The sequence below is a fragment of the Aurantimonas coralicida DSM 14790 genome (assembly GCF_000421645.1).
Taxonomy (GTDB): domain Bacteria; phylum Pseudomonadota; class Alphaproteobacteria; order Rhizobiales; family Rhizobiaceae; genus Aurantimonas; species Aurantimonas coralicida.
Window position 1 is genome coordinate 385,385 of sequence record NZ_ATXK01000001.1, and the last position, 26,704, is coordinate 412,088.

At 68.5% G+C, this 26,704-nt stretch carries 25 protein-coding genes; 6 read left to right on the forward strand and 19 right to left on the reverse strand.

Annotated elements, in window-relative coordinates:
* Positions 1-38: 38 nt before the first annotated feature.
* The 10 genes from glmM to H536_RS0101875 form a co-directional block, all read right to left on the reverse strand.
* The gene (glmM, locus tag H536_RS0101830; RefSeq protein WP_024348842.1) at positions 39-1,385 is read right to left on the reverse strand and encodes a phosphoglucosamine mutase; all 1,347 of its coding nucleotides are present in this window, start codon (positions 1,383-1,385) and stop codon (positions 39-41) included.
* A 288-nt stretch (positions 1,386-1,673) separates the two neighbouring features.
* Positions 1,674-3,611 (reverse strand): ATP-dependent zinc metalloprotease FtsH, encoded by a 1,938-nt coding sequence (gene ftsH, locus H536_RS0101835; protein WP_024348843.1) that lies wholly within the window; start codon positions 3,609-3,611, stop codon positions 1,674-1,676.
* Between the two features lie 127 nt (positions 3,612-3,738).
* Positions 3,739-5,223 (reverse strand): tRNA lysidine(34) synthetase TilS, encoded by a 1,485-nt coding sequence (gene tilS / locus H536_RS0101840; RefSeq protein ID WP_024348844.1) that lies wholly within the window; start codon positions 5,221-5,223, stop codon positions 3,739-3,741.
* Positions 5,127-6,074, reverse strand: a complete 948-nt coding sequence (gene ybgF / locus H536_RS0101845; protein ID WP_024348845.1) for a tol-pal system protein YbgF — start codon at positions 6,072-6,074, stop codon at positions 5,127-5,129. The genes tilS and ybgF overlap by 97 nt, the downstream gene beginning before the upstream one ends.
* Positions 6,075-6,258: 184 nt before the next feature.
* Positions 6,259-6,792 (reverse strand): peptidoglycan-associated lipoprotein Pal, encoded by a 534-nt coding sequence (pal, locus tag H536_RS0101850; RefSeq protein ID WP_009208752.1) that lies wholly within the window; start codon positions 6,790-6,792, stop codon positions 6,259-6,261.
* Between the two features lie 237 nt (positions 6,793-7,029).
* Positions 7,030-8,334 (reverse strand): Tol-Pal system beta propeller repeat protein TolB, encoded by a 1,305-nt coding sequence (gene tolB / locus H536_RS0101855; protein WP_370195018.1) that lies wholly within the window; start codon positions 8,332-8,334, stop codon positions 7,030-7,032.
* A gap of 250 nt (positions 8,335-8,584) precedes the next feature.
* A complete protein-coding gene (locus tag H536_RS0101860; RefSeq protein WP_024348847.1) occupies positions 8,585-9,658 on the reverse strand; it encodes a hypothetical protein in 1,074 nt (357 codons plus the stop codon).
* A 16-nt stretch (positions 9,659-9,674) separates the two neighbouring features.
* A complete protein-coding gene (gene tolR, locus H536_RS0101865) occupies positions 9,675-10,124 on the reverse strand; it encodes a protein TolR (RefSeq protein ID WP_024348848.1) in 450 nt (149 codons plus the stop codon).
* A gap of 43 nt (positions 10,125-10,167) precedes the next feature.
* Positions 10,168-10,884 (reverse strand): protein TolQ, encoded by a 717-nt coding sequence (gene tolQ, locus H536_RS0101870; RefSeq protein ID WP_009208748.1) that lies wholly within the window; start codon positions 10,882-10,884, stop codon positions 10,168-10,170.
* Between the two features lie 247 nt (positions 10,885-11,131).
* Positions 11,132-11,578 (reverse strand): YbgC/FadM family acyl-CoA thioesterase, encoded by a 447-nt coding sequence (locus H536_RS0101875; protein ID WP_024348849.1) that lies wholly within the window; start codon positions 11,576-11,578, stop codon positions 11,132-11,134.
* A 200-nt stretch (positions 11,579-11,778) separates the two neighbouring features.
* Here H536_RS0101875 and H536_RS0101880 point away from each other — a divergent pair, with 200 nt between their 5' ends.
* Complete coding sequence (locus H536_RS0101880) at positions 11,779-13,890, forward strand: esterase-like activity of phytase family protein (RefSeq protein ID WP_162142645.1); 2,112 nt, start codon at positions 11,779-11,781, stop codon at positions 13,888-13,890.
* Between the two features lie 98 nt (positions 13,891-13,988).
* On the opposite strand, the gene H536_RS0101885 is transcribed toward H536_RS0101880, so the two are convergent.
* Together H536_RS0101885 and H536_RS0101890 are read right to left on the reverse strand one after the other, a co-directional pair.
* On the reverse strand, positions 13,989-15,647 hold the full coding sequence (locus H536_RS0101885) for a hypothetical protein (protein ID WP_024348851.1): 1,659 nt from the start codon (positions 15,645-15,647) through the stop codon (positions 13,989-13,991).
* A gap of 54 nt (positions 15,648-15,701) precedes the next feature.
* The gene (locus tag H536_RS0101890; RefSeq protein WP_060576860.1) at positions 15,702-16,097 is read right to left on the reverse strand and encodes a hypothetical protein; all 396 of its coding nucleotides are present in this window, start codon (positions 16,095-16,097) and stop codon (positions 15,702-15,704) included.
* Positions 16,098-16,312: 215 nt separating this feature from the next.
* On the opposite strand from H536_RS0101890, the gene H536_RS0101895 reads away from it, so the two are divergent.
* Both H536_RS0101895 and H536_RS22300 read left to right on the forward strand, forming a co-directional pair.
* Entirely contained in the window at positions 16,313-16,543 is a 231-nt protein-coding gene (locus H536_RS0101895) for a DUF2188 domain-containing protein (protein WP_024348853.1), read from the forward strand.
* Between the two features lie 174 nt (positions 16,544-16,717).
* The gene (locus H536_RS22300; RefSeq protein ID WP_024348854.1) at positions 16,718-18,178 is read left to right on the forward strand and encodes a DUF2254 domain-containing protein; all 1,461 of its coding nucleotides are present in this window, start codon (positions 16,718-16,720) and stop codon (positions 18,176-18,178) included.
* Positions 18,179-18,188: 10 nt separating this feature from the next.
* Here the strand turns inward: H536_RS22300 and ruvB are convergent, their stop codons facing one another.
* The 6 genes from ruvB to H536_RS0101930 all read right to left on the reverse strand — a co-directional run bounded on the left by ruvB (position 18,189) and on the right by H536_RS0101930 (position 23,334).
* Positions 18,189-19,235 carry a Holliday junction branch migration DNA helicase RuvB gene (gene ruvB, locus H536_RS0101905; protein WP_024348855.1) on the reverse strand — a complete coding sequence of 349 codons (1,047 nt, stop codon included), beginning with the start codon at positions 19,233-19,235 and terminating at the stop codon, positions 18,189-18,191.
* Between the two features lie 151 nt (positions 19,236-19,386).
* On the reverse strand, positions 19,387-20,007 hold the full coding sequence (gene ruvA, locus H536_RS0101910; protein ID WP_009208741.1) for a Holliday junction branch migration protein RuvA: 621 nt from the start codon (positions 20,005-20,007) through the stop codon (positions 19,387-19,389).
* 151 nt (positions 20,008-20,158) lie between these two features.
* Positions 20,159-20,677: a crossover junction endodeoxyribonuclease RuvC gene (gene ruvC / locus H536_RS0101915; RefSeq protein WP_009208740.1), complete on the reverse strand. Its 519-nt coding sequence runs from the start codon at positions 20,675-20,677 to the stop codon at positions 20,159-20,161.
* Between the two features lie 238 nt (positions 20,678-20,915).
* On the reverse strand, positions 20,916-21,407 hold the full coding sequence (locus H536_RS0101920; protein WP_024348856.1) for a PRC-barrel domain-containing protein: 492 nt from the start codon (positions 21,405-21,407) through the stop codon (positions 20,916-20,918).
* A 185-nt stretch (positions 21,408-21,592) separates the two neighbouring features.
* Complete coding sequence (locus tag H536_RS0101925; protein ID WP_024348857.1) at positions 21,593-22,312, reverse strand: SAM-dependent methyltransferase; 720 nt, start codon at positions 22,310-22,312, stop codon at positions 21,593-21,595.
* A gap of 272 nt (positions 22,313-22,584) precedes the next feature.
* Positions 22,585-23,334 carry a YebC/PmpR family DNA-binding transcriptional regulator gene (locus H536_RS0101930; RefSeq protein ID WP_024348858.1) on the reverse strand — a complete coding sequence of 250 codons (750 nt, stop codon included), beginning with the start codon at positions 23,332-23,334 and terminating at the stop codon, positions 22,585-22,587.
* A gap of 79 nt (positions 23,335-23,413) precedes the next feature.
* On the opposite strand from H536_RS0101930, the gene H536_RS0101935 reads away from it, so the two are divergent.
* From H536_RS0101935 to H536_RS0101945, 3 genes are all read left to right on the forward strand, one after another.
* The gene (locus H536_RS0101935) at positions 23,414-23,929 is read left to right on the forward strand and encodes a GFA family protein (protein ID WP_024348859.1); all 516 of its coding nucleotides are present in this window, start codon (positions 23,414-23,416) and stop codon (positions 23,927-23,929) included.
* A gap of 168 nt (positions 23,930-24,097) precedes the next feature.
* On the forward strand, positions 24,098-24,724 hold the full coding sequence (locus H536_RS0101940) for a tetratricopeptide repeat protein (RefSeq protein WP_024348860.1): 627 nt from the start codon (positions 24,098-24,100) through the stop codon (positions 24,722-24,724).
* A gap of 40 nt (positions 24,725-24,764) precedes the next feature.
* Entirely contained in the window at positions 24,765-25,574 is an 810-nt protein-coding gene (locus H536_RS0101945) for an MBL fold metallo-hydrolase (RefSeq protein ID WP_024348861.1), read from the forward strand.
* 30 nt (positions 25,575-25,604) lie between these two features.
* Here H536_RS0101945 and H536_RS0101950 read toward each other — a convergent pair whose 3' ends face one another.
* Positions 25,605-26,426: a TIGR00282 family metallophosphoesterase gene (locus H536_RS0101950; RefSeq protein ID WP_024348862.1), complete on the reverse strand. Its 822-nt coding sequence runs from the start codon at positions 26,424-26,426 to the stop codon at positions 25,605-25,607.
* Positions 26,427-26,704 lie beyond the last annotated feature (278 nt).

Genomic DNA, 26,704 nt, shown 5'->3' on the forward strand with positions numbered 1-26,704 from the left:
TAACGAAGAGCGGGCCCTCAGAACTTGGTGACCCTACCTTACGCTGCGGTCTGCTGGAGCGCGCCAAGGATATCGTCGACCACCGAGTTGACCAGCCCGCGATCGTCGCCCTCGGCCATCACCCGGATCAACGGTTCCGTACCGGAAGCGCGGATGACCAGGCGCCCGCCCTCACCGAGACGATCGCGCCCGGCGCTGATGGCGTCCTGCACGCGCTGTCGCTCCAGCGGCGCGCCGCCCGAATAGCGGAAGTTCTTGAGGATCTGCGGCACCGGCTCGAAGCGGCGGCAGACCTCCGACACGGTGCCGCCCTTGCGCTGGACCACCGCCAGCACTTGCAGCGCCGCCACGAGCCCATCGCCCGTCGTGCCGAAATCCGACAGGACGATGTGGCCGGACTGCTCGCCGCCGACATTGTAGCCATGCTCGCGCATGTGCTCGACGACATAGCGGTCGCCGACCGCCGTGCGGGCCAGTTGCAGATCGTGTTCGGACAGGAAGCGCTCGAGGCCGAGATTGGACATCACCGTCGCGACGATGCCGCCGGCCGCCAGTCGGCCGTCTTCGGCCCAGCTTTCGGCAATCACCGCCATCAGCTGGTCGCCGTCGACCACCTCGCCGCGCTCGTCGACGATCAGCACCCGGTCGGCATCGCCGTCCAGCGCGATGCCGATATCGGCGCGCACTTCCTTGACCTTCTCGATCAGCGCCGCAGGCGCCGTCGAACCGCAATTGCGGTTGATGTTGGTGCCGTCCGGATCGACGCCCAGCTTGACGATCTCCGCGCCGAGCTCCCACAGGACGTCCGGCGCTACCCGGTAGGCCGCGCCATTGGCGCAGTCGATGGCGACGCGCACGCCCTCCAGCGACAGCTCGCGCGGCAGCGTCCGCTTGGCTGCCTCGATGTAGCGGTCGTGGACGCCGTCGATGCGCTTGGCCCGGCCAAGGCCGTCGCCCGTCGCCAGCCGCGGCGTCAGATCCTCGTCCAGCAGCGCTTCGATGCGCAGTTCCAGCTCGTCGGACAGCTTGTAGCCGTCCGGCCCGAACAGCTTGATGCCATTGTCCTCGAACGGATTGTGCGAGGCCGAGATCATCACGCCGATATCGGCGCGCAGCGACCGGGTCAGCATGGCCACCGCCGGGGTCGGCATCGGCCCGAGCAGGAACACGTCGACGCCGGCCGCCGTAAAGCCGGCCACCATGGCGTTTTCGATCATGTAGCTCGAGCGCCGCGTATCCTTGCCGATCACCACCCGGTGCCGGTAGGAGCCGCGCTGGAAGACCAGGCCCGCCGCCATGCCGACCCGCATCGCCACCTCGGCCGTCATCGGGTGCCGGTTGGCCGTGCCGCGAATGCCGTCCGTGCCGAAATAGCGTCTGCTCATCACCTGACCCCGTCTGTTCCTGTTCTGCCGGACCGTCCGTCCGGTGGCGGCTGCCGCGCGCGCCATCGCCCGGCCCGGACGCCGCCATCGACGGTGTCGCGGACCGGGAGAGGCGCGCAGCGCCGTTCCCTGTCGTCATACTCTCGCATCAATGGATTGCGGAGACGTTGCCTGCAACCCCGCCGGTCTGCGTCGCCGCTGATGCCGACCCCGCAAACGAAAAGGGAGCGGCCGTGAGGCCGCTCCCTTCGATTGTCTTGCGATCCCGCAGGAGCGGACCCCGCGTGATCAGGTCGGCTGCGGCTCCAGGCTGTCGCCCGCCTCGCCTGCGCGGGAATCCGGCCCGCGGCTCGAACCGGCCTTGGGCACGGCGGACCCGCGCGACGGCGGCGTGTCGTCGCCCATGTCGCGGGCCAGCGGCTTGCCGGCCAGGAGGTCGCGGACCTCGTCGCCCGAGAGCGTCTCGTATTCCAGGAGCCCCTTCGCCAGGATGTGCAGCTGGTCGATATGGGTGTTGAGGATGTTGCGCGCCTTGTTCTCGGCCGTCTCGATGATGCCGCGCACCTCCGAGTCGATCAGCCGCGCCGTGTCCTCGGACATGTGCTGCTGGTGCGCCACCGAATGGCCGAGGAACACCTCGTCCTGGTTGTCCTTGTAGCGCAGCCGGCCGAGCTTGTCGCTCATGCCGTATTCCATGACCATCGCCCGCGCCATGTTGGTCGCCTGCTGGATGTCGTTGGAAGCGCCCGTGGTGACGTTGTCGAGCCCGTAGATGATCTCCTCGGCGGCACGTCCACCGAAGATCATGGCGAGACGCGCTTCCATCTCGTTCTTGCGCATGCCGTAGCGATCGCGCTCCGGCAGGTTCATGGTCACGCCCAGCGCACGACCGCGCGGGATGATCGTCACCTTGTGCAGCGGATCGTTGAACGGCTCGATGATGCCGACGAGGGCGTGGCCGGCCTCGTGATAGGCGGTCAGCGTCTTCTCTTCCTCGGTCATGGCCATCGACCGGCGCTCGGCGCCCATCATGACCTTGTCCTTGGCATCCTCGAATTCGAGCATGGTGACGAGACGCTTGGAGCGCCGCGCGGCCATCAGCGCCGCCTCGTTGACGAGGTTGGCGAGATCGGCGCCCGAGAAGCCGGGCGTGCCACGGGCGATCGTCCGCAGATTGACGTTCGGTGCCAGCGGCACGTTGCGCACATGCACCTTCAGGATCTTCTCGCGGCCGCCGACATCCGGGTTCGGCACCATCACCTGCCGGTCGAAGCGGCCCGGGCGCAACAGCGCCGGGTCGAGCACGTCCGGACGGTTGGTCGCGGCGATCAGGATCACGCCTTCGTTCGATTCGAAGCCGTCCATCTCGACCAGAAGCTGGTTCAGCGTCTGCTCGCGTTCGTCATTGCCGCCGCCGAGGCCGGCGCCGCGATGGCGGCCGACCGCGTCGATCTCGTCGATGAAGATGATGCAGGGGCTGTTCTTCTTGGCCTGCTCGAACATGTCGCGCACGCGGCTGGCGCCTACGCCGACGAACATCTCGACGAAGTCCGAACCGGAGATGGTGAAGAACGGCACGTTGGCTTCACCGGCCACCGAGCGGGCGAGCAGCGTCTTGCCGGTTCCCGGAGGGCCGACGAGCAGCACGCCGCGCGGGATCTTGCCGCCGAGGCGCTGGAACTTCTGCGGCTCGCGCAGGAATTCGACGACCTCTTCCAGGTCCTGCTTGGCCTCGTCGACGCCGGCGACGTCGGCGAAGGTGACGCGGCCATGGGCCTCGGTCAGGAGCTTGGCCTTGGACTTGCCGAAGCCCATCGCCTTGCCGCCGGCACCGCCCTGCATCTGGCGCATCAGGAAGATCCAGACCGCGAGGATCAGGAGGATCGGGCCGAAGGACAGCAGCATCGACCAGATCGGGTTGCTGTTGTCACCCGGAGGGCTGGCATTGATCTGGACGTTCTGGGCCTCGAGCCGCTCGACCAGCTGCGCGTCTTCCGGCGCATAGGTCTGGAAGGGCGGCGAGGAATCCGAATATTTGCCGCTGATGCGCTGGCCCTGGATCGTCACGGCCTCGACACGGCCGGATTTCACGTCGGACAGGAACTGCGAATACGGGATGTCGCGGGCGCCGGCGGTTTGCGAACCGTTCGAAAACAGCTGGAAAAGCGCGATCAGCAAGAGAGCGATGATCGCCCACAGCGCGAAGTTTCGAAAGTTCTGGTTCATCGATCTTCCTGGAATGGACGCCCGAAGTCACGAGGACGATTGGCTCGAAGATAGGTGCTGCCCCCCTTCTTGCCAACAAGGTCAGGCGGTTTTGCGGCAATTTGCACCGGTTGGCGGCGCAGGGTGGTTACCGCGGCTTTGCACTCGGCCCGGCCCGGCCGCCCGTTGGCGGCGGCAGATCGCGGGTCAGGCTCCAGCCGACGAGCGACCGGATCGCCAGCAGCGGCGTTCCCGCGGCGACCTTGCCGCCGAGCTGTGCGGGGATGGCGACAAGGCTATCGCCGGCAACGAGCACGGGCAAGGTCTTCTCGACCGGATTGCCCCGGCCGAGATCCCCGAAGGCGACGAGCCGCCCCCCACAATGTGAGGGCCCGGCGCCGGCATCGACCACGAAACGGCCGTCGAAGACCCGTTCTCCCGCCGTCGCCGTCAGCACAGCGATCCCGGCCCGGCCGTATTCGCGCATCAGGGCGATCGTTTCGCCTGGCACCGCCCGCACACCCGCCAGCGTGCGGGCCCCGTCCGATTCGCCGCGCAGCGCCTCCAGAAGCCGGATCGTCGCCGGGCCCTCGGGACCATGCCCCCTGCCCCCGACCGCCGCGATGGCGCGTTGCAGAAGGACGAACGCCGTGTCGTCGCCGAGGCCCCGCAGCGCATCCCGGTCGATCTCCAGCGTGCCGGCCTCCGTCAGGCAAAGCTCACCCGCCGCCTGCATCGCGGCGACGGCCTCGCCGAGCCCGGCTTCCAGCGCGTCGCGTTCCGATCGATGCCCGGCGATTCGCGCCCGCAGCGCGTCCCGGTCCAGCCCGCCCGCCGCGATCTGCCGGCGAAGCTGCACCCGGCGCGAGCCCGGATCGTCATTCGTCGGGTCCGTGACGGCCGGCAGGCCATGCGCCGCCACGCTTGCCTTCAGCCGGTCGCCGGCAATGTCCAGGAACGGCCGCGCCAGGACGAGATCCGGCGCCAGCGACCGCACCGGGCGCATGCCCGCCAGGCCGACGACCCCGGCGCCGCGTTCGCGCGCCAGCAGGTGAGTCTCGCACTGGTCGTCTGCGTGATGGGCGGTCAAGATCACTGTCGCGCCGAAGCGCCGGGCCGCATTTGCGAGCAGCGCGTAGCGGGCCTCGCGGGCCGCCGCCGCAATGTTGCCGGTCCGGGCCGGCGCGGCCCAGCGCAGCGTTTCGTGGCCGAGGCCGAAGCGCGCGGCAACGCCCGCGACGTAGCGCGCTTCGGCCGCCGAGGCGTCGCGCAGGCCGTGGTCGACGGTGACGATGTGAAATCGGGTTTGCGGCAGCGCTGCGGTGCCCTGCAGGGCGATGGCCGCGAGAACCAGCGCCAGCGAATCGGGGCCGCCGGACACGGCAAGGATGGCGCGGTCGCGGAAGCCTGTCAGGGCGGCCGCCTGGTGCAGCGAATGGGTCAGGAGCTCGGCAAGGGCAAGCCGGTCGAGCGGCGCGGCGTCGGGACGGGCGCGGGGAATGTCCAGGCGCAGGCCGCGGCGGTCCGCGGCGGGTGTCAGCAGTTGGCCGACTTTTCCTCGCTCGCCAGCTTCTTGCGCACGTTGCTGCTCATCTGCGGATAGCGTTTGGCCACTTCCTTGTAGGTGATGCACGCGGTTTCCCGATTGTCGAGCTTGGCCAGCGACATGCCCAGCTTCAGCATCATCTCCGGCGCCTTGCCGTTCTCCGGCGCGCTCTTCTGCGCCTCGAGGAACACCTCGGCCGCGTCGGCGAATTTCTGCTGCTGGTACAGGCTCTCGCCCAGCCAGTAGCGCGCATCCGGCGCATCCTCGGCGGTCGGATAGGTCTGGGCATACTGGCGGAAGGCCTGCTCGGCGAGCTGGTAGTCGCCGGCCAGGAGGTAGTTGTAGGCCAGGTCGTAGGTCTCGCCCTGCCCGCCCGGCGTGATCGCCGCGACGGTGCTGGAGCCGCCCGACGACGCGCTGTCGCCAAGGCCGGGCACGCCGGTCTGCAGATTGGTCGTGTCGAGCGCGCCGGTGGCAAGCTCGCCGTCCTCCAGGAGACGACCGATGTCGTCTCCCGTGGCGGCCTGCTGGCTGTCGCCGGGCTGCTCAGGCATGGCCGAGCCGGCGTCGCCGCGCTGCTCGTTGACCGAGGTGCCCGCGGCACCCGCTCCGCCGCCCTCGAGCTGCTGGAAGCGGAACTCGTTGTCCTCGAGCTGCTTGCGCATGTCTTCCTGGGTGCGCAGCAGCTGGAAGCTCAGTTCCTCGACCCGGCCATTCAGCCGGCGGACCTCTTCCTCGAGCTGGTTGATGCGCACGCTGACGTCGCCGGCCTGCGCCATGCGCACGGGGGCGGTCCGCGTCTCGGCCGGCGCCTGGCGTGCAGCGCCGGATGCGGACTCGCCGAAGAGCCCGGGCAATTCGAAGGCCGACGCCCCGCCGGTCGCGGTACCCATCAGGGCCAGCGCCGATACGGCAAGGATCGTTTGTCGAAACATCATGAACACAGTTCCTCGACGGCTGGAAACGGCAATGGCCGCCGCGGCGCGAACGCAATGGTTCGTGCAGCGACGGCGCGGTTTCCTAGCATGGAACGAGGCAGTTCGGCCAAAGTTGGGCAGCGCCCTGCTTTCGCCGTGGATGCCGCCGGTCGCATCGCGAACCGGCGACGATTCGTCAGGCCGATCAGCTGCCGGCGCCGCTCAGGACGGTGACGGCGCGGCGGTTCTGCGACCAGCAGGAAATGTCGTCGCAGACGGCGACCGGACGTTCCTTGCCGTAGGAGATGGTGCGCATCCGGTTGGCCGGCACGCCCTGCTGGACGAGGTAGTCGCGGGTCGCGGCGGCGCGGCGTGCGCCGAGTGCCAGGTTGTACTCGCGGGTGCCGCGCTCGTCGGCATGGCCTTCGATCACGATCGAGTACTGCGAATACTGGTTCAGCCAGCGCGCCTGCTGCGTCAGCGTCTGCTGGGCGTCGGCCCGCAGCGAGGTCGAGTCGGTGTCGAAGAACACCCGGTCACCGACATTGACGGTGAAGTCCTGGGTCGAGCCCGGCGTCGCGCTGCCATAGGCGCCGTTGGCACCGTTGGCCCCGTTCAGACCGAGACCTGCCGCGTTGTCCGGCAGGGCGTCCTTCTTGCTGGCGCAGCCAGCGACCGCCAGGCTGGCGACGACGGCGAATGCGATGCGGCTCTTCACCCCGAAAATGCTCCGGCGCATGGCCAGCTCCTTTGAAAACAGTGGGTTTGGGTTACGCGACGTTTACCCTGACGCCACTTAACGACACGTAAAAACGGCGGCGCTTCGGTGCGCCCAACGCGGCTCATCCCGTTGAATTATCGCCGGAATGAGGCCGCCGCCGGATCGTTGCCCGGTTTCCGCCATGTTGCGGCATTTCCGCAACATTCACGCCATAATCGGGCCCCGGGCTTGCCCGGGGCTGGCCTTGCGGCGGCCCTATTCGAGGGAGGGCGACCAGGCCGGGTCCGAGGCGTAGCTCGGGGTCGGGATCTTCTGCTCGTTGTAGCCCGTCAGATCGATCGAATAGAGCTGCGGTCCGCCGCCGCCCCGCTGGTCGCGGAAGAACATCAGGACACGGCCGTTCGGCGCCCAGGTCGGGCCCTCATTGTGGAAGCCCGAGGTCAGGATGCGCTCGCCCGAACCGTCCGGCCGCATGACGCCGATCTGGAACTGCCCGCCGCTCTGCTTGGTGAAGGCGATCAGGTCGCCGCGCGGCGACCAGACCGGGGTCGAATAGGAGCCGTCGCCGAACGAAATGCGCTGCTGGCCCGAGCCGTCGGCCCCCATCACGTAGAGCTGCTGGCGTCCGCCGCGGTCGGATTCGAACACGATCCGGCGCCCGTCCGGCGAATAGGACGGCGAGGTGTCGATGGCCGTGGTCGAGGTCAGCCGGGTCGTCGCCCGCGAGCGCAGATCCATGGCGTAGATATTGGCGTTGCCCTCCTGCTGGAGGCTCATGATCACCTTCTGGCCGTCCGGCGAGAAGCGCGGCGAGAAGGTCATGCCGGGGAAGTTGCCGACGATCTCGCGCTGGCCGGTTTCCAGCTGCAGGAGATAGACCCGCGGCTCGCCATTGCCGAAGGACATGTAGGTGACCTCCTGGCGGCTCGGCGAGAAGCGCGGCGTCAGCACCAGCTCGCTGCCGTCGGTCAGATAGCGCAGATTGGCGCCGTCCTGGTCCATGATGGCGAGGCGCTTGACCCGCTTGTCCTTGGTGCCGCTCTCGGAGACGAAGACGATGCGGGTGTCGAAATAGCCCTTCTCGCCGGTCAGCCGCTCATAGATCGCGTCGGCGATGATGTGGGCGACCCGGCGCCAGTTCTCCGGATTGGTGTAGAACTGCTGGCCGTCGAGCTGCTGGCCCGCAAACGTGTCCCACAGGCGGAACTCGACGCGCAGCCGTCCGTCGGCCTCCGGCGAGACCCGGCCGACCACCAGCGCCTGGGCGTTGATGACGGTCCAGTCCTTGAAGGACGGCGTCGTGTCGGTGGTCAGGCCGGACTGGATGAAGGCCGCCCGGTCGATCGGCGCGAACAGGCCCGAGCGCTTCAGGTCGGCCTGGACGACGTCGGAAATCTGCTTGCCGATGCCGTCGGCCGACTGGAAGTCGGTGATGGCGATCGGCAGCGGCTCGACATTGCCCTGGGTCACGTCGATCTCGACCGCCGCGGCGGCCGGTGCCAGTGCCACGAAAGCGCCGGAGATCGCCATCGCGATCACGAGCGCGCCCTTGATGATCATCTTCATGTCAGACCTTCAACTGCGGTCGGAGACCTGCGCCGGCCGGTTGGCCGCGCCTCTCCTGTTTGAACTGGTACGGAAAATCCCCCGGCAGGCTGGGCCGGGGAATCGATCTTCCCTCGTCCGCTTCCTACCATCCAATAGGGGGATTGTATGGCGTCCTGCCGCAACGGCGACCGGGCGGCTGGCGCCCGGACCGGCGATCCGGCGGCCGGATCATGATCGAAACCGGGTCGCCGCGCCGTCGCCATCAGAACATCTGGCTCGGATCGAAATTGACCACGACGTCGGCCCAGGTGTCGTACTTCTCGGCCGGCAGATTGTAGGGCGCGCAGCGCTGCACGGCGCGCAATGCCGCCTCGCCCGCCACCCGCTCGATCATCGAGCCGCCGCCGCCGCCGATGATCTGCGGCCGCGCTTCCAGTTCGCCCGACGGATCGAGCCGCATCTGGATCGAGATTCGCAGCGAACCGGCTTCCGACACGCCCGAGGGCGGCGACCAGCAGCGCTGGATCTGCCCGCGCAGCGCGTCGAGTTCGCTCTGGGAGAGCTTGCCGCCGGTCTGGCGATCGGTGCCGAGCGAGGCCTGTTGGTCCGAGCGCTTGGCGCCGCCGCCGGCCGACTTCTCCTTGTTCAGGAGCGCGGCGATCTGGTCGGCGTCGAACTGGCTCTCTTCCGGCGTCCGCGTCTCGGCCTGCTTCGTCGGCTCCGGCCTTTTCGGCTCGACGGGCTTGGTCTCGGCGACCTTCGGTGCGGGCGCCGGCGGCTTCGGCTTGGTCGCCGGCACCGGCACGTTCTGCGGCACGGGATCGGGTTCCGGCGCGGCCTCGGCCTCGGCGATCGCCTGCTCCACCGGGTCGGGCTGCGGCGGCGTCACCTCGGCGGGCTGTTCCGGCGTCGGCTCGGGTTCGGGCTGCGGCTCCGGCGGGGTCGGCGCGGGGGCGGGCTCCGGCTCGGGCGCAGGTTCCGGCTCAGGCGTCGGTGGCGTCGGCTCGGACGGCTGGGCGGCGGCCGCCTGCTCGGTCGGGGTCGGGCGCTTGACCGGCGTCGGCGGGGTGGCGAGATCGGTCTCGTTGTCGCCGACATTCTCCGCCGGCATCGGCAGCGTCTCGGGGGTCTCGGTCGGGTTGGGCGCCGGCGTCTCGGTGACCGGCGCGTCCTTGGCACCGATCATCGACTGCGAGAATTCCTCGATCGGCACGAGGTCCACCGGCAGCGATTCCACCGGCGCCATCTGCAGCGGCTCGGGCGCCGACAGGGACCACAGGCCCCAGGTCAGGACCGCTCCGTGCAGAAGGGTGGAAAGGACGACGCCGGACTTCATCGAAAGCTGGTTTCGCTCAAGCGTTTTCTTGATCGGTCACGAGACCGATATTGCGGAAGCCGGCGGCCGAGATCCGCGCCATGACGCGCATCACCGTGCCGTAATCGGCCGAACGGTCGCCGCGCACGAAGATGCGCTCCTCGTAGCCGGCCTTGGCCACGGCCTGCAGCTTGGCCACGACCTCGTCGATCGGGATCACCGTGTCGTTGAGATAGATCTCGCCGTCCGAATTCACCGAGATGGTGATCGGCTGGGTGTCCGAATTCATCGCCTTGGCCTGGGTCTCAGGCAGTTCGATCGGCACGCCCACGGTCAGGAGGGGCGCGGCGACCATGAAGATGATCAGCAGCACCAGCATCACGTCGACCATCGGCGTGACGTTGATCTCGCTCATCGGCTGACGGCGACCGCGGCCCCGACCGCGTCGCGACCCGCTGGAACGCCCGGTTCCGGCAGACATGCCCATCTGTCATTCCCTTCCCGGTCGCACGGACCGGCGTTTCACGCGCTCAGCGCGAGGACAGCTTCTCGTCGATCTGCCGCGACAGGATCGCGGAGAACTCGTCGGCGAAGGATTCCAGCCGCATGCCCAGCTTGCCGGCATCGGCCGACAGCTTGTTGTAGGCAATGACGGCGGGGATGGCGGCGACGAGGCCGATGGCGGTCGCCAAAAGCGCTTCCGCGATACCCGGCGCCACGACGGCAAGGCTGGTCTGCTGCGACCCGGCGATCGCCTGGAACGAGGTCATGATGCCGATGACCGTGCCGAACAGGCCGACGAAGGGGGCCGCCGAGCCGATGGTGGCGAGGAAGCCGAGCCGCGATTCCAGCTCGTCCATCTCGCGGGCCAGGGTCACGTCCATCGCCTTGTCGATCCGGGTCTGCAGGCCGAGCGGCGAACGGGCGCCCTTCTCGAACGACTTCTTCCACTCGCGCATCGCCGCGACGAACAAGGCGCCCATGCCCGACGTCTTGCGCTCGGACAGGTTGTGATAGAGGTCCTCCAGCGACTGGCCCGACCAGAAATTGCTCTCGAACTTGTTGAGCTGGCGGCGGAACCGGCCATAGCGCATCGACTTGTCGATGATGATCGCCCAGGTCCAGACCGAAGCAGCCATGAGCCCGATCATCACCAGCTTCACGATGAAGCCGGCCTGCCAGAACAGGTCCCAGAGGGACACCGAACCGGCGGCGTGTAGCGTTCCCTGAACGACGTCAGCGTCCATTCCCAGTCATCCTCGATATTCGGAACCGTCGGCAGCCTGCAGCAGGTGCGCGCCTCTCGGCACCGTCCCGCCCATATCGGCCCCGACATGCAGCAAATTCGGCCATTCGGCCGCGTAAACCCCTGATGCCCTTTCACAAGCGAATCCGGTGAAAGAATGGCGTGGTTCGGCTCAAATCCGATTCGCGCCATTGATGCACCGGTAGGGTTAACGAGCCGTTACCGCCCACGCCCGGCCGGCCCGCGCCTCACGCCTCGGCGGCGGGCTGCAGCAGCGCCTGCATCTCCTTCGGCATGCGCATCGGCTTGCCGCCGGGCGAGATCACCGCGACCTTCACCATCGCCTCGATCAGCGCCGTGTCGCCGCAGGAGATGCGCTGGGCAAGGACGATCCGCGCGCCGCCGAGGAGTGCCGTGCGGGTGGTCACGGTGACCACGTCGTCGATCCGCGCCGGCCGCAGGAAGTCGATGTCCATGTGCCGCACGGCAAAGGCCATCGGCGCACCGTAGCGTCCGTCCATCAATTCGCCGTGGCCGATCCCCTTCAGCCGCAGGAAGTCCGAGCGTCCCCTTTCGAGGAAGTGCAGGTAGCGGGCGTGATAGACGACGCCGGAGAAGTCGGTGTCCTCGAAATAGATGCGCACGTCGAGCGCGTGGCCGTCCTCGGTCAGCCGTCCGGCCAGTCCATCGGTCATCGCCAGCTCCTTTCACCTCGCGGTCGCGGCACGCGCCGGTCGCACGCCCGTTCCGGCACTGTGTCACGCCTCTGTAACAGGCCGACCTCATAGACGCGCCATTCGCGTCAAGCAAAGGAACCGCCGCCGTGATCTCGCCGCTCCGCCTCAGCCTCGCCGCCCTTCTCGCCACCAGCGCGCTCGCCGCGCCGGCCACTGCGATGGCCGAGCCGGTGTTCCGGCGCATCGCCAGCTTCCCGGTCGCCGCCAACCTGCCGGCCGAGATGCCCGCCGAGACCGAGACCTCCTCGGAGATCATCACCGCCAGCGCCGACGGCAACACCCTGATCTACTCCGACAGCCCGGCCGGCGGCATCGGCCTGATCGACATCACCGATCCGAAGGCCCCGAAGGCCGGCGGCTTCCTGGCGATGGACGGCGAGCCCACCTCCGTGGCGGTCGCCGGCGGCAATGTCCTCGTCGGCGTCAACACCTCGCCGAGCTACACCGCGCCGTCGGGCCGCCTGGCGGTGATCGACATCGTGGCCAAGACCGAGACGGCCTCCTGCGATCTCGGCGGCCAGCCCGATTCCGTCGCGGTCTCGAAGGACGGCGCCTATGCCGCCATCGCCATCGAGAACGAGCGCGACGAGGACCTCGACGACGGCGCCCTGCCGCAGATGCCGGCCGGCTTCCTCGCCATCGTCAAGCTGGCCGACGGCGTGCCGGACTGCGCCTCCCTGACGAAGGTCGAGCTGACCGGCCTCGCCGACATCGCGCCGGAAGATCCGGAGCCGGAATATGTCGACTTCAACGATGCCGGCGAGATCGTCGTTTCGCTGCAGGAGAACAACCATTTTGCCATCGTCGACGCGGCGACCGGCGAAGTCACCGCCGACTTTTCCGCCGGCGCCGTCGACCTCGACGGCATCGACACCGAGGACGACCGCGAACTTTCCTTCACCGGCAGCCAGGCCGGCCGCAAGCGCGAGCCCGACACCGTCCAGTGGATCGACAACGACCGCTTCGTCTCCGCCAATGAAGGCGACTACGACGGCGGCTCGCGCTCCTTCACCGTGTGGAACAGGGACGGCAGCGTCGCCTGGGAATCTGGCCCGTCCTTCGAATACGAGGTCATCCGCGCCGGCCATTATCCGGACAAGCGCTCCGACGCCAAGGGCGTCGAGCCCGAGGGTCTGGAAGTCGCGACCTTCGACGGCACGACCTACGCCTTCGTCCTGTCCGAGCGCGGCTCGGCCGTCGGCGTCTACGCTCTCGGCGACGGCGATCCCGTCTTCACCCAGCTCCTGCCCTCGGGCGTCGCCCCGGAGGGCGCCATCGCCATCCCGTCGCGCAACCTTTTGGTCACCTCCAACGAGGCCGATCTCGTCGAGGATGGCGGCGCCCGCTCCCACGTGATGATCTACGAGCGCGGCGAAGGCGAGAGCGCCTATCCGATGATCGTCTCTGAAGACGATGCCGACGGCCGCCCGGTCGGCTGGGGCGCCCTTTCGGGCCTTGCCGCCGACGCCGACAGCGCCACCACCCTCCACGCCGTCAGCGACAGCTTCTACACCAGCCAGCCGGCGATCTTCACCATCGACGCGTCTGAGAAGCCGGCCCGCATCACCGCCAGGACGGTCGTCACCCGTGACGGCGAGCCCGCCGAGGCTCTCGACCTCGAAGGCATCACCGCGGACGGCGAAGGCGGCTTCTGGCTCGCCAGCGAAGGCAATCTCGAGAAGGACGTGCCGCACCAGCTTCTGCGCGTGGACGCCGCCGGCGCCATCACCGAGGAAGTGCCCTTCCCCGAAGCGCTCGTCGACGGTTCCACCCGCTTCGGCGCCGAGGGCGTGACTCTGGACGGCGACACGCTCTGGGTCGCCATCCAGCGCGAATGGGCGGACGATGCCAAGGGCACCGTGAAACTTCTCGCCTACAAGCCGGCCTCGAAGGAATGGAGTGCCGTCAGCTACGCGCTGGAGAGCACCGGGAAGGGCTGGGTCGGCCTGTCGGAGATCACCGCCAGCGGCGACTGGCTCTATGTTCTCGAGCGCGACAACCAGATCGGCGACGGCGCCCGGCTGAAGAAGCTCTTCCGCGTAGCCAAGGCCGACCTGAAGCCCGCCCCGCTCGGCGGCGACCTGCCGACCGTCACCAAGGAGGAGGTCCACGACTTCCTGCCCGACCTGAAGGCCACCGGCGGCTATGTCGTCGACAAGATCGAGGGCTTCACCATCGCGAGCGACGGCACCGCCTATGCGGTCACCGACAATGACGGCGTCGACGATTCCTCCGGCGAGACGCTGTTCTTCTCGATCGGCAAGCTCTAGCCCGCCATCCAGGAGCCGCGACCGGGGCATCCCGCCCCGGCCGGACCAATTCATCGAAAGGGCGCGCTCCACTCGTCGGGGCGCGCCCTTTTCGTTGTTCAGCGCGCAGGCGTGTCGGAGGCCGCGCCTGTCGGCGCGGAGGGCACGGTGCGCCTGGGCGGCGCGAATTGCGATCCTTCATAGGTCTCGCACAGCCCGGTCTTGCCCTTCGGCGCGACGCAGCTCGCATTCAGCATGCCCCAGACCATGTCCATCGGCAGGACCCGCATCTGGTTCGTGCCCGTGGCATAGAACCAGTCCGGGTCCGGCGCGCCGTTCACCGTCTGGCTCAGGCCGAACAGATTGAGGTCGTTGCTGGCGCCGATCCCCGGCACGCCGGGATTGCCGGTGGCGTCCGGCCCGGCCTGGGAATGGCAGGTCATGCAGGAGGCCGAATTGACGAAGCCGCCTTCGGTGATCGACTGGCCGGCATGGGTCGGCATGCCCGTCGGCATGACGAACTCCGTCTGCGAGGCCTTCAGCCGGTAGCTGCGCCACGCCGGATCGGCCGCCGACGGCCTGTCCGGATCCTGCGGCCCGTCACCCGTGGCAATGCCCATGGCGGCCATCAGCCCGTCCAGCGCCGGGGTGATCCGCTCGCCGGTCTCCTCCGGCGTGTAGGGCGTGCCCATGTCGAAGACGATGTCCTGCGTGGCGTCCTCGGAGTTCTCGGTCTTCGGCGGAATGTAGTTCTGGCCGAAGCTCTCGCCCTCCACCGTCACGCCGGCGGCGCTGTAGCCGTAGGAATCGTTGCAGCCGGTGAAGTCGCAGCGGCCGAGATTGCCGACATGCTCCATGGCGTACCAGTGCCAGGTCGGGATCGCCTTCGACGCCGCCGTCACCGCGACGAGATAGTAGAGTTCCGGTTCCTCGTCGCCCGGCGCCAGCGTCTCCTCGATCAGCATCGTCACATAGGGCGCGTCGGGATCGTTCGGCGGATTGAGCGTTCGCCCGGCATCGTCCTCGCGCCAGATCAGGCCGTTTTCCAGCATCTGCGACTGGCTGAGGAAGTCGACCTTGAACATCACCGCATCGGTCGGATAGTCGATCGCCAGCGCCGCGTTGTTGTAGGGCGCATTGACGTTCACCCAGTCCTGCATCGCGGTGAAGCGGGCGCCGAGACTCTCCTTGTTGTAGAGGTTCTGCGCGAAGGTGTAGCGCACGAAAGACCGGTTGCGGAACACGATCTCCGCCTCCTCCTGGCGCAGCACCCGCGCGGGATCGAGCCGTTCCAGGAAGTCGTGGGTGTGGCTCGGGCTCGGCCGCGCCACGGTGATCGGCGGCGGATTGGTCCAGTCCGGCGGATAGAACGGGCAGCCGGCCGGCGGCGCCTCGCCCAGCGGCGGCGTCTCGTCGAACACCGCCGGATCGCAGCAATCCTCCGGCGAGCCCTCGCGTCCGCAGATCGCCTTCGGGTCGTCGATCCAGATCGTCTGGTCGGTGCCCCAGGTCCAGAACGCCTGCTCGACCGCCGTCAGGAACGAGGTCCAGCCGAAGGCATCGGGACAGCTCACCGCCGGATTGCCGATCGCCTCGGGCCAGCTCACCATGCCGTTCGCGGCGCTGGGCTCGCAGCCCGGCCGGTCCCGCACGTCGGCCCGGAACAGGCTCGCCTGCTGGATCTGGTTCGGCGCCGCCGCCTGTCCCTGCGCTTCCGCGCCGGCCGCCAGCAGCACAGTGGCCGCAAGCAGCGATCGGGCGATCGTTCGATGGGTCATGCCGTCCTCCCGTTGATGCCTGGTCGTGTGAACCCTCCGCCCCGTCCCGCCGCGTCAGGCCGCCGGCAGCAGGGCGACCACCGGCAGGTGATCCGATTGCAGCTTGTCCGGCGGATAATTGGGCGGGATCCGGTCGGCCGCCGGGCCGGCACTGTCGAAGACGTAGTCGCCCGCCCGGTCGCCCTGGGCGAGGCTGCGCGGTGCGAGATCGCGCCATTCCCACGCCAGGCTCGCTTCCTGCAGCCCGATGAAGGCGAAGCCGTCCATGCCCATCGCCTCGGGCATCGCGTCGATGCAATGGGCGACGTTGACGGCGCGGCGGGTCAGATGCGGATTACCGGGGACGAAGGTGCAGGCATCGCCCAGCGGCAAGCCATGGTGATGGCTCATCGCCTCCCAGCAGACATTGTAGCTGAGCACCAGAAGCGCGTCTGTCCCGCTGTCCGCCATCGCCGACCACCTTCCGCTGCGGAATGCTACCAGCAGGGCAGGCTCCTGACCAGCCTTCGCGTCGACGTTGTCGCCCCGGCCGGCGGCGAGACCGAACACATCCGGGCGTTTGACCCGTTGCCCGGCCAGAGGACCGACGGCCGCGACCACTTGCCGCCCCGCGGCGCCTCGCTAGCTTTCGCCAGCACGAGAAACCCGATTGCGAGGAGAGCGGCATGGCACGCGAACGCTATTACGTCCTGAAGGATGGCGACGGCTGGAAAGTACGTCACAACGACAAGGACACGCCCTACGACACCCAGGCGGAGGCGATGGACGCCGCCCGCGACGCGGCCCACAAGATGCATGACAGCGGCACCGACTCCCAGGTCCTGGTGCAGGGCAGCGACGGCCAGTGGCAGACGGAATGGACCTACGGCAACGATCCCTACCCGCCGGCCGGCTGACCCGGCGCACCCAGCCTTCCCTTTGTTGGATCGGCCGCTGACAAAGCGGCCGGTCCCAGCGCCTCCCGCCGGCTCCGGGCACCCATCGTTTCGGATTCACGCGGCAATGGCGGCTTGGAGCTTGTGCCGGGCCGTGCGGGCCATATCTGCACTCGCCCGACCCGAGGAGCCGCGATGCGTGCGTTCATCCAGCAATATTACCAGCGCGTCGTCGCAAGCTACTGGTTCATCCCCTCGATCATGGCGGTCAGCGCCGCGGTTCTGGCCTTCGTCCTGATCGAGATCGACGCCCGGGTCCCGCTCGACGCCTTCGGCGAGAGCCCGTTCTTCTACGCCACCCAGCCGGACGGGGCCCGCGCCATCCTCAGCGCCATCGGCGGCTCGATGATCGGGGTGGCCGGTACCGTCTTCTCGGTCACCATGGCGACGGTCGTCTTCGCCTCCGGCAGCTACGGCCCGCGTCTCCTGACCAATTTCATGAACGACCGCGGCAACCAGATCACCCTCGGCGTCTTCGTCGCGACCTTCATCTATTCCATGCTGGTGCTGCGCAGCGTCCGCGATGGCGGCGAGGACGACGTCTATGCCGCGATGTTCGTGCCCAACATCGCGATCTTCGGCGCCATCATTCTGGCCATCGGCTCGATCGGCGTCTTGATCTTCTTCATCCACCACGTCCCGTCCAACATCCACATCTCCAACGTCATCGCCGGCATCGGCGAGGCGCTGTGCAAGCAGATCGAGAAGGCGTTTCCGGTCCGCGGCGACGTGGAGGACGGCGAGGCGACCGGCGAAGCCCAGCCGGCCGGCCTCCTGTGGCAGGTGCCGCCCTGCTTCGGCGACGACATCGACGAGGCGGCGGCCACCGTGCCCTATGCCGAGATCGTCTCCGACCGCAGCGGCTATCTCCAGATCATCGACCACGAGACCCTCATCGAGGCGGCGCAGAAGGCCGACATCGTCGTGCGGATGAACTGCCGGACCGGCATGTTCGTGCATCCCGGCAAGGTGATCTTCCACGCCTGGCCGAGCGAGCGCGTCACCGACGAAACCCGCACCGCCCTCGTCGCCTCCATCGCCTGCGGCAACCAGCGCAGCCCGCATCAGGACCAGGTCTTCCTCGTCGACGAACTGGTCGAGATCGCCGGCCGGGCCCTGTCACCGGGCGTCAACGACCCCTTCACCGCGATCACCTGCATGGACTGGCTGACCGCCGCCATGTCCCGCATGGTCGGGCGCGGCAAGGCCGATCCGCTGCATGTCGACAGCGACGGCAAGCTGCGGGTCATCGACCTGCCGCGCAGCTTCGCCGAATATCTGGAATATTCCTTCGGCCATCTGCGCCAGTATGCGGCCACCGACATGATCGCTGGCGAGCATTACCTCGCCTGCCTGGAGCAGATCGCCCCGGCCGCCACGCGGCCGCGTGACATCGCCGCGCTGCGCCGCCAGTGCGACGCCTTCATGGGTCTCGCGCGTCTCGGCCTCGACGGCGCCGCCCTCGCCGTGGTCGAGACCCGCGCCGCGCATCTGGCCGCGACCCTCGACCATCCGGCCCATCGCCTCGCCTATCCGGTGCCCGATGGCGAGCGCATGGCGCGGCTGGACACCGGGCACCACCCGGCCTCGGCCTGAACCGCCCGCCTCAATCGGCGTCGGCGCCGTCCTCGAAGAGGCTCGCCTGCGATCCCTGATAGGTGCTCGGCACCGCCAGCCCAAGATGGGCGAAAGCCCGCTGGGTGAGCAGGCGCCCGCGCGGGGTGCGCTGCAGGAAGCCCTGCTGCAGGAGATACGGCTCGACGATGTCCTCGATGGCGTCGCGCGGTTCCGACAGCGCCGCGGCGATGGTCTCGATGCCCACGGGCCCGCCGCCGAAATTCATCGCGATCAGCTCCAGGTAGCGCCGATCGAGCTGGTCGAGGCCGAGACTGTCCACTTCCAGCCGCGACAGCGCCTCGTCGGCCACCTTGCGGTCCACGGTCTCCGCGCCGGCGACGTCGGCGAAGTCGCGCACCCGGCGCAGCAGCCGGCCGGCGATGCGCGGCGTGCCGCGGGCCCGCCGGGCTATCTCGCGGGCGCCGTCCTCGGCCATGGGCAGCCGCATCAGCCGCGCGCCGCGGGTGACGATATGCTCCAGCTCCGCCACCGTGTAGAAATTCAGCCTCACCGGGATGCCGAAACGGTCGCGCAGCGGCGTCGTCAGCAACCCCAGCCGCGTCGTCGCCGCGACCAGGGTGAATTTCGACAGGTCGATCTTCACCGAACGCGCCGCCGGCCCCTCGCCGATGATCAGGTCGAGCTGGAAATCCTCCATCGCCGGATAGAGGATTTCCTCCACCGCCGGGCTCAGCCGGTGGATTTCGTCGATGAACAGGACGTCGCGCTCTTCCAGATTGGTCAGCAGCGCCGCCAGATCGCCGGCCTTGGCGATCACCGGGCCCGAGGTCGAGCGGAAATTGACGCCAAGCTCCTTGGCCATGATCTGCGCCAGCGTCGTCTTGCCGAGCCCCGGCGGCCCGACGAACAGCACGTGATCCAGTGCCTCGCCGCGATTCTTCGCCGCCTCGATGAAGATCTTGAGGTTGGCGCGCGCCGCCGCCTGGCCGACGAAATCGTCCAGTCGCTGCGGCCGCAGGGTCGCGTCGATGTCCTCGCCGTGCTTCTCGGGAGTGATCAGGCGGGCGTCGCTCATAAGGGCCGTTCCGTCGCGATGGGACAATCTGCCTGCAAGACCAGAGGCGCGGCCGGTCGCGGGCAGGTTCCGCAATGGCCGTTCGGCGCCGTCATGTCAAAACCGGCCGGCCGGCGATCCGTCCCCGGCCCCGGCGGCGCCATTCGCCGCCTCAGCGGCTCAGCGCCTTCAGCCCCAGCCGGATCAGCTTCGCGCTGTCCGGCGCCTCGCCGGCATCCTTCAGCGCCTTCGCCACGGCCTCGGCCGCCTGGTCGCGCGGATAGCCGAGATTGACCAGCGCCGAGACCGCATCGGCCACCGGCGCGGCGGCTGTGCCGCCGCCGATGTCGCGCTTCAGTCCCAGGCTCTCGTCGCTGCCGGCGCCCGAGAAGGCCGGCGCCTTGTCCTTCAGCTCGGCAACGATCCGCGCGGCGACCTTCGGCCCGACGCCGGGCGCGCGCGCCACCATCGCCTTGTCCTGCAACGCCACCGCATTGGCGAGATCCCCGGCCGACAGCGTGCCGATCACCGCCAGCGCCACCCGCGCGCCGACGCCCTGCACCATCTGCAGCAGCCGGAACCAGTCCTGCTCAGCCCGCGTCGCAAAGCCGTAGAGCCGCAGCATGTCCTCGCGCACATAGGTGTCGATGAACAGCACCACCGCCTCGCCCTCGCCCGGCAGCGCCGCCAGGGTGCGCGCGCCGCAAAAGGCGACATAGCCGACGCCGTGGACGTCGACGACCACGTGGTCCTCGCCGATCTCGTCGACGGTGCCCTTCAGTTTGCCGATCACGAATGCGTCTCCAGGCGGTGGGAATCGAAGGCGGGTCTGCGGCAAGGCATGCCCGCGCCGTCGCTTACCACGATCGGCGCATCCTCGCCGACAGTCCCGGCTGGCAGCGCCGGGCGCGGGCCGCGACGGGCGGACGGATTGGCGCGCACCCTCACAGGCCGGCCAAAAGCGCCCGCGACTGGGCCGACTGGCGATGATGGCTGTGGCAGATGGCGATCGCCAGTGCGTCGGCGGCGTCGTCCGTGTCGAAGGTCGCCTTGGGCATCAGCACCTTCACCATCATGTGGATCTGCTTCTTCTCGCCATGGCCGACGCCGATCACCGCCTTCTTCACAGCGTTGGGCGCATATTCGGCGACCGGCAGCCCGGCCAGCGACGGCACCACCATGGCGATGCCGCGGGCCTGCCCGAGCTTCAAGGTGGCGACGGCGTCCTTGTTGACGAAGGTCTGTTCCACCGCGGCCTCGTCGGGCTGCTGCGCGTGGATCACGTCGGTCAGCCCCTCGTAGAGCGTGCGCAGCCGCGAGGCGAGATCCATCTTGCCGTCCGACATCACCGTGCCGCTGGCGACGAACCGCAGCGAATTGCCGAGCGTCTCGACGATGCCCCAGCCGGTCCGGCGCAGGCCGGGATCGATGCCGATGATGCGAATGGTCCGCTCCTGCAACACTTCGTTAACCCTCTCCGACTAGCCGAATCAGGTGCTATTGAGAAGACGAAAAGTGAACAAACCAAAAACGAAACGGGCTTGGTCACGTGGAAGCCGCACAGCTCAAAGCGCGCGGGGCGTCGTTCCCTCACCGAAACGGAGCGCTCCATGAACGAGGCCCGCCGCGGTTTCCCGCGACGGGCCTTCGGATTGCACCGGATCAGCTCCGGCTCAAGCGTCGCCGGTCAGGCGAGACGCCTCAGTTCCACCAGGCTTCGTCGACGCCCGGACGGCCTTCGAGCTCTTCCTCGGAGAACCGCGTGATGAACGCGTAGGACTGGTCGTCGACCGGGACGAGATCCACGTCGCCAACCCGCAGCATGACGTGCTTGTCGGCTATGTCGAGAAAGCCGCCCACTTCGGCGACGACGCCGGCAAGGTTGCCCGACCGGTCCAGGACCACGTCCTCGATCTCGCCGATCTGGTTCCAGTCGCTGCCGACCGCGTCATAGCCCGAACGGCCCCAGGCGTAGTCGTCCCGGTCGCCCCAGGAGCCCTCGTCATAGGCTTCGTTCGTCGTGTAGACGGCGCCACCCACGATGTCCCGGGTCCGGATCAGCTGCGCCCAGTCGGTCGCTGCAGTATCTTCCGAGGCCATCGGCGTCGTGGCCGGTGTGCCGGCAGTGTCCTGCGCGATCGCGGGCGTCGCGGCCAAGATGATGGCGGTCGCAGTGGCTGCAATATACTTCATATGAGCCTCCTCTCTGGCGTTGGAATTCATCGAACCAACGGAGAGGATGCGCCATTGTTCCAGAACGCGCGACACAGTCTGACGCTGCCCATCCATACGGGTGCCGGTTGCTTTTGAAACTCGCTCAGCCCGTGCGTTCTACTTCACCGTCGGATGGCCCTGGGCGGCGGGCGGCGAACCGGGAGCTAGGCGTCCCGGGCGCCCGCGTCCCGGGTGGCGATCACCGATTTGCGCAAGCCGAGGACGGTCTCGTAGGAGATCTCGCCATCCGGGAAGAACGCCGCCATCTGCCGCCGGCCGATCAGATCGTGGTCGCGCACCACGTTGCGTGCGTCCTCGACATCGTCGATGCGGTCGAAAAAGCCGAGCGCGAAGCGCTGCAGCATGGCGACCCGGACCGCCTTGGGCAGGTACTGGAAGCCGGCGGTGCGGAAATGCGGCTCGTACGGAAACCAGTAATTCGGCGTCTGGCAGTAATAGCGTGGTGCCAGCCGGCGCATGTTGAGGGCGAAGTCCCGCATGTTGGCCCGCGAGCCGACATGCTCGATCACCGAGTTGGAATGGGCCAGATCGAAGCCCTGGCCGTCGAACAGCGTCAGGTCGCTGGCGCTCTCCCGCACGGCGCGGAACTGCTCGGGGCGCGCCACGACCTGGGGCTCGGTATTGACCAGCGTGACGAAGACACGGCCCTGGCGCCTCTCGAGATAGTCGCCAGCGACCGCCCAGTATTTTTCGGTGCCGCCGAGATCGATGATCTCGCAGCGCTCCTGCTCGGCCAGAACGGCGTCGATCAGGCGGCGGATGCGCACGAACCGCTTGGCGCGGAACTGGAATTCCAGGCTGGTGGTGTCGACATAGGGGTCGGAGCGACGACGAAGGGCCCCGAGATAGGCGGAAATCTGCATGACGTGGTTCCTGTTTCCCACGTCGATGTAGGACTTTCCCTAAGGGGACGTCTCGTTAATCGTTAACAAATGGTTAACGCAGCCAGGCCCGGAAGGCCGGGGGTTGCGGGTGAACGGCGCCTCAGAACACGCAGTCGTGAGGGAAGCTCGGGCGGACGGACGGCGCCATTCGCCCTCGGCACGGCCACCGCGGCCACGCCACGCAGAAGCGACCGGTCGAGCTGCGGCACCGCAGCCCGACGCATGTCAAGGATGGGCGATCAGCCCGGTTTTCAGGCGGCCGACAGCTTCGCCATCACCTCGTCGTCGACCTCGAAATTGGCGTAGACGTTCTGCACGTCGTCGTCGTCGTCGAGGTTGCCGATCAGCCGCATCACGCTCTCGGCCTTGTCCTCGTCCACCGGCGTGCCGGTCTGCGGCCGCCAGGTCGGGCGCACGCTTTCGGCCTCGCCCAGCGACTCCTCGAGCGCCGTCGACACGTCGCCGATATCCTCGAAGGCGGTGATGATGGTGTGGCCGTTCTCGTCGGAGATCACGTCGTCGGCGCCGGCCAGGATCGCCGCTTCCATCACCGTGTCGGCGTCGCCGGCCGACAGCGGATAGACGATCTCGCCGACATGATCGAACATGAAGGACACCGAGCCGGTCTCGCCCATCGAGCCGCCGGCCTTGGTGAAGCAGGAGCGCACGTTGGAGGCGGTGCGGTTGCGGTTGTCGGTCAGCGCCTCGACGATGATGGCGACGCCGCCCGGGCCGTAGCCCTCGTAGCGGACCTCGTCATAATTCTCCGAATCGCCGCCCGAGGCCTTCTTGATCGCCCGGTCGATGTTGTCCTTCGGCATCGACTGCGCCTTGGCGTTGTTGATCGCCAGTCGCAGCCGCGCGTTCATCGAGGGGTCCGGCAGGCCCGACTTGGCCGCCACCACGATCTCGCGGGCGAGCTTGGAAAACATCTTCGATCGGACCGCGTCCTGGCGGCCCTTGCGATGCATGATGTTCTTGAACTGTGAATGGCCGGCCATGGCGAACCTGTCTTTCAATGCGGAAGAATTGCGCGACATATAAAAAATCGGGCGGCAAACGTCCAGAACGAGGTTTCCCATGTCCGACGCCCCCGAAGCTTCCGCGCCCCGCCGGACCACCCTTCCGGCCCTGCCGCTGACCGGCGGCTGCCAGTGCGGCAGGGTGCGCTACGAGATCCGTGCCGCGCCGCAGGTCTTCTATCTGTGCCATTGCACCGAGTGCCAGCGGCAGACCTCCAGCGCCTATGGGGAGAGCTTGCGCGTCGATCCCGCCAGCCTCGTCATCCGCGGCGAGATGGCGACGACCCGGCGCATGGCCGACAGCGGCGCGGTGCGGCTCGGCGATTTCTGCCCCGATTGCGGCGTGCGCATCCAGCACCGCTCGCAAGGCAATCCCGGCCGGGTCAACATCAAGGCCGGCACCCTCGACGACACCAGCTGGCTGGTTCCCGCCGGCCACATCTGGACCGCCTCGCGCCAGCCCTTCGTCGCCATCGGCCCCGACGAACTCGATTATCCCGGAGCGCCGGCCGACAATTTCGCCGCGCTGATCGCACGCTGGCAGGAGATGGTCCGACCCGCCGACGGCGCATAGACGCCTCGCAGCCCGCTCCCGCGTCCCCTCCTGCGCGTTGCCGGCCGGCGACCGCCGCGTGATGACGCCATGTTGATTTCGCTTCTGGCGCCGGCGGGGTAGCCTCGAAGCGTCGGCGCCCGATCGCCCCTGCTGCTGCCGCGCCGACGGTCAGGGGAGAACGCGACCATGCGATATCGCGCTGCGCTGTTCCGCTACGCCCTCTGGGCGGCCCTCGTCCTCGCCGCGGCCGTCCCGGCCCTGGGCGACACCGCCGCGCCGGGCAATGACCGCGCCGCGCCGGCCGAAGCCGAGCCCGCGCTTCGCCCCACCGAAACCCATCTGTTCGCCGCGCTGAAGAACGCCGCCACCGAGGCCGAGGGTCTCGCCGCCGAAAGCGCCATCTGGCGGCACTGGATGCAAGCCGCGCCCGATGCCGCCACCCGCCGCCTCGTCGAAGAGGCCATGGATCGGCGCGGCAGCTACGATTTCGCCGGCGCCCGCGCCCTTCTCGACGCCGCCGTGGCGGCCGCCCCCGATTATGCCGAGGCCTTCAACCAGCGGGGTTTCGTGCGCTTCCTGCAGGAGGATTTCGACGGGGCGCTGGCCGATGTCGACCGCGCCATCGCGCTGGAGCCGAAGCACTTCGCCGCCATGTCCGGCCGCGCCATCATCCTGATGCGCCAGGGCCGCTTCCGTCTCGCCCAGGCCCAGCTGCGCGAGGCCGTGGCGATCCATCCCTTCCTCAAGGAGCGCGCGATGATCGTGCCCGAGGCGCCCGACACGCCTGCCGAACCCGGCGGCGTCAATCTTTGACCCGCTTGACCCGCCCGTCCCGCCGACCCGGAGCCTGCCCATGAACCGCCTCGTCGCCCTTGCCGCGCTTCTCGCCGGCCTCGCCCTGGCGCCCGCCCCGGCCGCCGCCCAGATGGTGCCGAGCACCTGCATCGCCATGGCCGAGAGCCTGCCGGGGGCAACCTATGTCGCGATGGACAGCCCGGCCGCCCGGCGCTTCGCCGCGACGTCGGACGAGGTGACCATCACCTATGTCTCCCACGCGACCTATCTGATCGAGAGCCCCGGCGGGGTGGTGGCGGCCACCGACTATGCCGGCTTTGCGGGCGGCGCGATGCCGGACATCGTCACGATGAACAAGGCGCATTCGTCCCACAACACGCCCTATCCCGACCCGGCGATCCCGCATGTGCTGCTCGGCTGGAACCCGGAGGGCGGCCCGGCAGAGCATGCCTTGACCGTCGGCGACCTCTATGTGCGCAACGTGCCGACCGACATCCGCGCCTTCGGCGGCATGGAGGCGGACGGCAATTCGATCTTCATCTTCGAGGTGGCGGGCCTGTGCATCGGCCATCTCGGCCATCTGCACCACCAGCTCACCAACGAGGATTACGCCCGCATCGGCCGGCTCGACGTCCTGATGGTGCCGGTGGATGGCGGCATGACCATGAGCCAGGAGGGCATGGGCGAGATCGCCGACCGGCTGCGCTCGTCCATCGTCCTGCCGATGCATCGCTTCGCCGGCCCGATCGAGCGCTTCCTCGACCGCATGCCCGGCTTCGCCGTGGAGCGGCGGACCGAGCCCAGCCTCACCATCTCCATGCGCAGCCTGCCGAAGACGCCGACGGTCATCGTCCTTGCCGGCGTCTGAGGCCGGCGCCGTGCGTTCGCGGCGAACGCCTTACCAGAAGTCCGGCACCGCCTCGGCGAGCCGCGGGCCGATGCGCACCGGCGCGACCTTTTCGGCCAGCCCCGTGCGGTCGGAAATCTCCACCGCCAGCCCGGCGATGGTCGCCGGCCCCTGCGCGGCGTCGAAGCGGCCGCGCGGCACCTTGGTGACGAAGCGGTTCAGCGGCTCCTCCTTCTCCATGCCCAGCGAGGAATCGTAGTCGCCGCACATGCCGGCATCGGACTGGTAGGCGGTGCCGCCGACGAGGACCTGGTGGTCGGCGGTCGGCACATGGGTATGGGTGCCCACCACGACGCTCGCCCGTCCGTCGAGGAAATGCCCGAAGCATTGCTTCTCGCTGGTCGCCTCGGCGTGGAAGTCGATGATGATGGCGTCCGCCTGTTCGCCCATCGGGCAGGCCGAGACCAGATTGTCGGCGCAGGCGAAGGGATCGTCGAGATCGGGATGCATGAACACCCGGCCCATGATGTTGGCGACCAGCACCCTGGCGCCGTTCTTCGCCTCGAACAGGCCCGAGCCGTGGCCGGGCGTGCCGGCCGGATAGTTCGCCGGCCGGATGAAGCGGTCCTGCCGTCCGGCGAAGGCCAGCGCCTCGCGCTGGTCCCAGACGTGGTTGCCGGTGGTCACCGCATCGGCGCCCGCCTCCAGCGTGCGCTCGAAGATCTCCTCGGTGATGCCGAAGCCGCCGGCCGAGTTCTCGCCATTGACGACGACGAAGTCGAGCTTCCAGTCGGAGATCAGGCCGGGCAGCCTGTCGAAGACGGCGGTCCGTCCGGAGCGGCCGACCATGTCGCCGAGAAAGAGAAATCGCATCGCGCTCGCCTGTCGCTGTCTGTCCCGCGGCCTCGCGCCGCGCCGGCCCGCCCCTGACGACAAACCGGCAGCGATCCGCTTGGCCCATGCCGCCCGCCCCGTCAACTCGGCCGCGGCATCCCGCGATGCGGGGGGCGCCCGCCGGCAACAGTGCCGCCGTCGCCCGCCCCCTGCGCAACATCGTCGCGCCGGCCGGCCGCCGCCGTCCGGTCGAAAAACCGCCAGATTGCCGAGGCATGAGGCCGGTGTTTCGCCGCGTCGCCGCTGGCCGTGCGCGG

Coding starts and splice junctions, on each gene's coding strand:
- glmM (WP_024348842.1), bottom strand. CDS start 1,385: ATGAGCAGACGCTATTTCGGCACGGACGGCATTCGCGGCACGGCCAAC.
- ftsH (WP_024348843.1), bottom strand. CDS start 3,611: ATGAACCAGAACTTTCGAAACTTCGCGCTGTGGGCGATCATCGCTCTC.
- ybgF (WP_024348845.1), bottom strand. CDS start 6,074: ATGATGTTTCGACAAACGATCCTTGCCGTATCGGCGCTGGCCCTGATG.
- pal (WP_009208752.1), bottom strand. CDS start 6,792: ATGCGCCGGAGCATTTTCGGGGTGAAGAGCCGCATCGCATTCGCCGTC.
- tolB (WP_370195018.1), bottom strand. CDS start 8,334: ATGATCATCAAGGGCGCGCTCGTGATCGCGATGGCGATCTCCGGCGCT.
- H536_RS0101860 (WP_024348847.1), bottom strand. CDS start 9,658: ATGAAGTCCGGCGTCGTCCTTTCCACCCTTCTGCACGGAGCGGTCCTG.
- tolR (WP_024348848.1), bottom strand. CDS start 10,124: ATGGGCATGTCTGCCGGAACCGGGCGTTCCAGCGGGTCGCGACGCGGT.
- tolQ (WP_009208748.1), bottom strand. CDS start 10,884: ATGGACGCTGACGTCGTTCAGGGAACGCTACACGCCGCCGGTTCGGTG.
- H536_RS0101875 (WP_024348849.1), bottom strand. CDS start 11,578: ATGACCGATGGACTGGCCGGACGGCTGACCGAGGACGGCCACGCGCTC.
- H536_RS0101880 (WP_162142645.1), top strand. CDS start 11,779: ATGGCCGAGCCGGTGTTCCGGCGCATCGCCAGCTTCCCGGTCGCCGCC.
- H536_RS0101885 (WP_024348851.1), bottom strand. CDS start 15,647: ATGACCCATCGAACGATCGCCCGATCGCTGCTTGCGGCCACTGTGCTG.
- H536_RS0101890 (WP_060576860.1), bottom strand. CDS start 16,097: ATGGCGGACAGCGGGACAGACGCGCTTCTGGTGCTCAGCTACAATGTC.
- H536_RS0101895 (WP_024348853.1), top strand. CDS start 16,313: ATGGCACGCGAACGCTATTACGTCCTGAAGGATGGCGACGGCTGGAAA.
- H536_RS22300 (WP_024348854.1), top strand. CDS start 16,718: ATGCGTGCGTTCATCCAGCAATATTACCAGCGCGTCGTCGCAAGCTAC.
- ruvB (WP_024348855.1), bottom strand. CDS start 19,235: ATGAGCGACGCCCGCCTGATCACTCCCGAGAAGCACGGCGAGGACATC.
- H536_RS0101920 (WP_024348856.1), bottom strand. CDS start 21,407: ATGAAGTATATTGCAGCCACTGCGACCGCCATCATCTTGGCCGCGACG.
- H536_RS0101925 (WP_024348857.1), bottom strand. CDS start 22,312: ATGCAGATTTCCGCCTATCTCGGGGCCCTTCGTCGTCGCTCCGACCCC.
- H536_RS0101930 (WP_024348858.1), bottom strand. CDS start 23,334: ATGGCCGGCCATTCACAGTTCAAGAACATCATGCATCGCAAGGGCCGC.
- H536_RS0101935 (WP_024348859.1), top strand. CDS start 23,414: ATGTCCGACGCCCCCGAAGCTTCCGCGCCCCGCCGGACCACCCTTCCG.
- H536_RS0101940 (WP_024348860.1), top strand. CDS start 24,098: ATGCGATATCGCGCTGCGCTGTTCCGCTACGCCCTCTGGGCGGCCCTC.
- H536_RS0101945 (WP_024348861.1), top strand. CDS start 24,765: ATGAACCGCCTCGTCGCCCTTGCCGCGCTTCTCGCCGGCCTCGCCCTG.
- H536_RS0101950 (WP_024348862.1), bottom strand. CDS start 26,426: ATGCGATTTCTCTTTCTCGGCGACATGGTCGGCCGCTCCGGACGGACC.